The 3,869-nt window shown below is 43.7% G+C and carries 3 protein-coding genes and 1 tRNA gene; all 4 read right to left on the reverse strand.

All coding sequences use genetic code 11. The annotated features are described in order from the left end of the window. The coding region (locus FC20_RS09215; protein WP_056945388.1) for a phage portal protein at positions 1–1,320 on the reverse strand (1,320 nt) is incomplete at its 3' end. A gap of 10 nt (positions 1,321–1,330) precedes the next feature. Continuing rightward, the gene (locus tag FC20_RS09220; protein ID WP_008463252.1) at positions 1,331–2,626 is read right to left on the reverse strand and encodes a PBSX family phage terminase large subunit; all 1,296 of its coding nucleotides are present in this window, start codon (positions 2,624–2,626) and stop codon (positions 1,331–1,333) included. Continuing rightward, on the reverse strand, positions 2,598–3,155 hold the full coding sequence (locus FC20_RS09225) for a terminase small subunit (protein ID WP_008463253.1): 558 nt from the start codon (positions 3,153–3,155) through the stop codon (positions 2,598–2,600). Before FC20_RS09225 ends, FC20_RS09220 begins: the two co-directional genes overlap by 29 nt. A 459-nt stretch (positions 3,156–3,614) precedes the next feature. Further along, positions 3,615–3,686, reverse strand: a tRNA-Trp gene (locus tag FC20_RS09230). Between the last annotated feature and the right edge of the window lie 183 nt (positions 3,687–3,869).

Here is a 3,869-nt window from a genome sequence, read left to right on the forward strand (position 1 = left end):
ATCGTCGATATCAGGCAGCCAGCTGTAAGTGATTTCTCGCGGAATGTGAGAATCTGCTTGGACAATGTTCTGCACTGTTTCAGACAGGTTGGCTGGAATATTAGGTGTGATTTTAATATCACATCCAGAAGCATCACACTGTGACGCGCCAAAATTTAGAATTGATTGCATGAGGTCTAGCCGCTTCCGCAACCCTTCCACAAAATAGCGAGACTTGGTAGCTAATAAATTAAGCAGCCCAAACAATTTATATTTCATCGCCTCGCCAGATGTGTTGCCCATAAACTTTTCGTCATTCATGTTAGGAACAAAGCTGGTTTTGTGAATGTCGTCTTCAATTGACTTTGATAGAAGTTCGAGTTGGCTTTCGTCCAGCGTCTTAGTTAACCATTCTGCACTAGCGCCTTCGTCTTTGCTTGGAGCGTTATTAATAAAACCGTTCTTAATCTGAGCAGCATCCTCTTCGTCAACGCCAAAGCCATAAAAAATCAGCAGTGCATCAACGAATGACTCTTTATCAACTACCCGGTCTGATTGAATGGTATTGTAAGCGTCGATTAGGGAAATCTCTTGTTCAAAGTCGCCCTGGCGCTCCTCGTTATTTCGGTACTCGATAACAGGAACATTACCAAAGTAATTAGGCTGCACTGTTTTTACGCTGGCAGCATCTACATGCTTGCTCATTCTGGTCCGGTAGGTAATAGTTTGAGTCTTGGTATAAACAACTACTAGCCAGCCATTAGGTGAACCTGCCAAATTGTGCTTTTCCTGTGCATAAATTGCAAAAAGCGGCTTGTGTTCAACCGTGTCATCAGTAACCATAATGACGCCACGAGGATCAATACATTCTGCTTTAATTTGAATCAGGCGCGGCTGGCCTTCGTTTTCTACGTCTTCTGTACTTTCAGCCTTTTGTTCCAGATAAAGCACTTCGTAACCAACACCGAAAACAGATAGATCTTTTTCAAGTTCCGTGTCGTGCTTTTGAATTCCCATTCCGTCCATTTCTTCAAGAATTGGATCGATACTTTTTCCTTTAGCTGCAACATACTTGATCGGATTGCCAGTCATGAAACCCACATTCATGTCAGTAATGTACTTTGCATGATTAACCATAACTTTAGCATTTTTAGCTTGAGCACTACGCAAAACGCGGTTACCAATAGCCTGTTGGCCATTGTAATAATTGAAAAGCATGTCATATCTCGGCTTAGCCCTGTCCAGCTCATCAAGAGCATGGTTGATAACATCAAAACCAGGATCATCTAGTGTGTTGTCTTCTGTATTAAAAAGGCTAGCATCTACTGCCAGTGTTGCCATTGTCTTCCTCCTATCCTCTGAAGTAGCTTGGCTTAGCTTTAACTCTAACTTTGGCTCTTCGCATAATGTCATAAAAGGCGTAACGTGTAGCGTCAATAGTATGGTTATTCTTATCTTCTAGTCTTGCTTGAGGTTCGCCGTTTCTGTCAGTAGCAAAGTCGATATTTTCAAATTCCCAGGCAATGCTTGGCGTTCTAACTGGATCAATTATTATAGCGTCAAGATCTTCTAACCATCGTTCACCAAACTCAACGCTGTCTGGCCCTTTCTTTGCAGGTCGTGCTTTAGAAATGCCGTATTCTCTGAGCTCAGCTATAGATTTTGGCTCAGCAGAGTCACAATAGATCAATTGATATTGGTAGCCATGACCTTTCAACCACTGTGCACATTTTCTATTGCTTACTTGGAGCTTATATAGCTCGTCTACTGCGTAAATTGTCCGGTGGCGTTCATCGTAAGCCCACCGAACGAAAGCCAGCTGGTCGTTAGCAAAGCCAAAGTCAAGGCCATTAACAAACGTGTCCATTGTATCCAGCAAATCATCTGTAACATAGTTCTTGATAATTTTCAGATTGTCAAATGGCTCAACGCCAGAACCGACAGTTTCGCCCATATATTCCCAGCGGTAACGACGCTCATTTGTCTTTTTAGCTGCTTCTGCTTCAATCTTGAATTCTTTGGCAACAAAAGGATTGTCCAGATAAGTTGTATGATGAACAACCGTATTGTCTGGCAGCAAAGAAGAATTGTATTTTTTGTTTACCCAGCTTTGTTTCCGCTTTGGCGGGTTGTAGCTATAGAAAAATTTATAATGACAACCTTCAGGGAGCTCGCCACGAAGCAATGAGTTAGTAATTGTAGTTACGTCAGACTCTTTCTTAAATTCAGCTAGCTCTTCAATCCATGCAATCGCAAATGGAAAGCGACTGTCTTTCAAAGATTTAATTCGTTCTGGATCTTGTGCACCTCTGAAAGTAATGTAATTTCCTCTGGGCAAATAGGTTAGTTGCATCGGGTTTTTGGTTTGCTTCCATAAATGACTAACGCCCTGTTCTTCAATCGCCCATTTCAGTTGTTCAAAGACAGACAGGCGGACAGTATTTTCAACCGCCCTAATCGCTACTGCGTTGACTGGTTCTCGCATAAGCAGCTGCACAATTACGTGTGCAATGTCGGAGGACTTGCCAGAACCACGGCCACCTTTTTCAACGATGTTGAGCTTGGATGGATCCATAGCTGCACGCCACAAAGAATAAAAAGCTGGCGGAAGAAAATCGCTAATCCTCTTCTGAATGACTTGCATCATGTTCACCTTCCGAAATGTCATCAATAAACTCAATTCTTGAAAGTGCAGCCTCTTCATGTTCTTCCACGCGCTTTGCAGTAGCTTCAGAAATCTGTGCTTCTGCTTCCGCTTTACGGGCCTCAGCTTGCGTTTTAAGTTCAAGTGCAGCTTGCATCTTAGAAGATACCGGAAACCTCTTTCCAAGCTCTCTGAGGGCCGCTAGGCGGTCGCTGGTACGAGTTTTTAGAGTAAACACATCGCCGTTATTGGCCAGCTGTTCTTCAGTCGTCTCCCCTCTTGCAATGGAGGTGAGAGTTTGAAGATATTCGACTGCATCCATGATCTTATGAGACTCAATCTCTGCCATTTTTTCATCGATGGCTTTCTTAACCCGATCATTTCGCAACAATCTAGCAGCTAAAGTGCTAGCTGTATTTCCATTTTTGGCAGAGTAACCAGCAGACAAATAGGATTGAGTAGCATTTCCAGTTTTCACATATTCAGCTACGAATTTTCTTTGCTTAGCTGTTAATTCATCCAGAAATGCCACCTCCTTTTTTTACAAAGAAAAAAGACAGCCGTTAAGCTGTCCGTAAAAGCACCGCCTTGTAAATATTGTACCTTCCGCTGTAGAAGACTAGTTTTTAATAATAATTCTGGTGCTTTTTATAGCACGTCCAGGAATCGAACCTGGATAATCCAATCGTGCCGGCCATAGCTGAAGGCAATGTTCAGCCCGGCCCTTATTGTTACAAGCCTTGTCGATAGGAAACTCCCGTAACCACTGACAAGAAAGGTGGTCAGTCAAGTACGTCAAACATGAACCACCAAGTGCCTCGCTCGCACCACGTGCTCTAAGTGCCCCGCACTGGTCCGCTCACGGATTCCAGCACTATCATCGCTAAAGGCACCGTCCAGCAAATAGAGGTCATCGCAAGGCTNCCGTAGGGATCCCAGCACTCTCCAAGTAAAAGGAACCGTCCAGCAAATAGAGGTCATCGCAAGGCTACAGAAACAGTTGGAATCGAACCAACTTCTCAGGTTTTGGAGACCTGCATTTTGCCGATTAAACTATGTTTCTAAAGTGCCGCCCCATGGTGACGGCTACGAGAACTTAGACCAAAAGCAGCTGTCTTCCGGTCCTCGTAAGAGATCAACTCTTGTTGAGAAATCGCGAACATCATACCAGAATCCACCCTATCGGAACGGTCTGGCAATGTCGGCTTTAAGAGACACCTTGCTCTTTCAATTGGAACATTCACGG

It is taken from the genome of Lactobacillus equicursoris DSM 19284 = JCM 14600 = CIP 110162 (assembly GCF_001434815.1).
Lineage (GTDB): Bacteria > Bacillota > Bacilli > Lactobacillales > Lactobacillaceae > Lactobacillus > Lactobacillus equicursoris.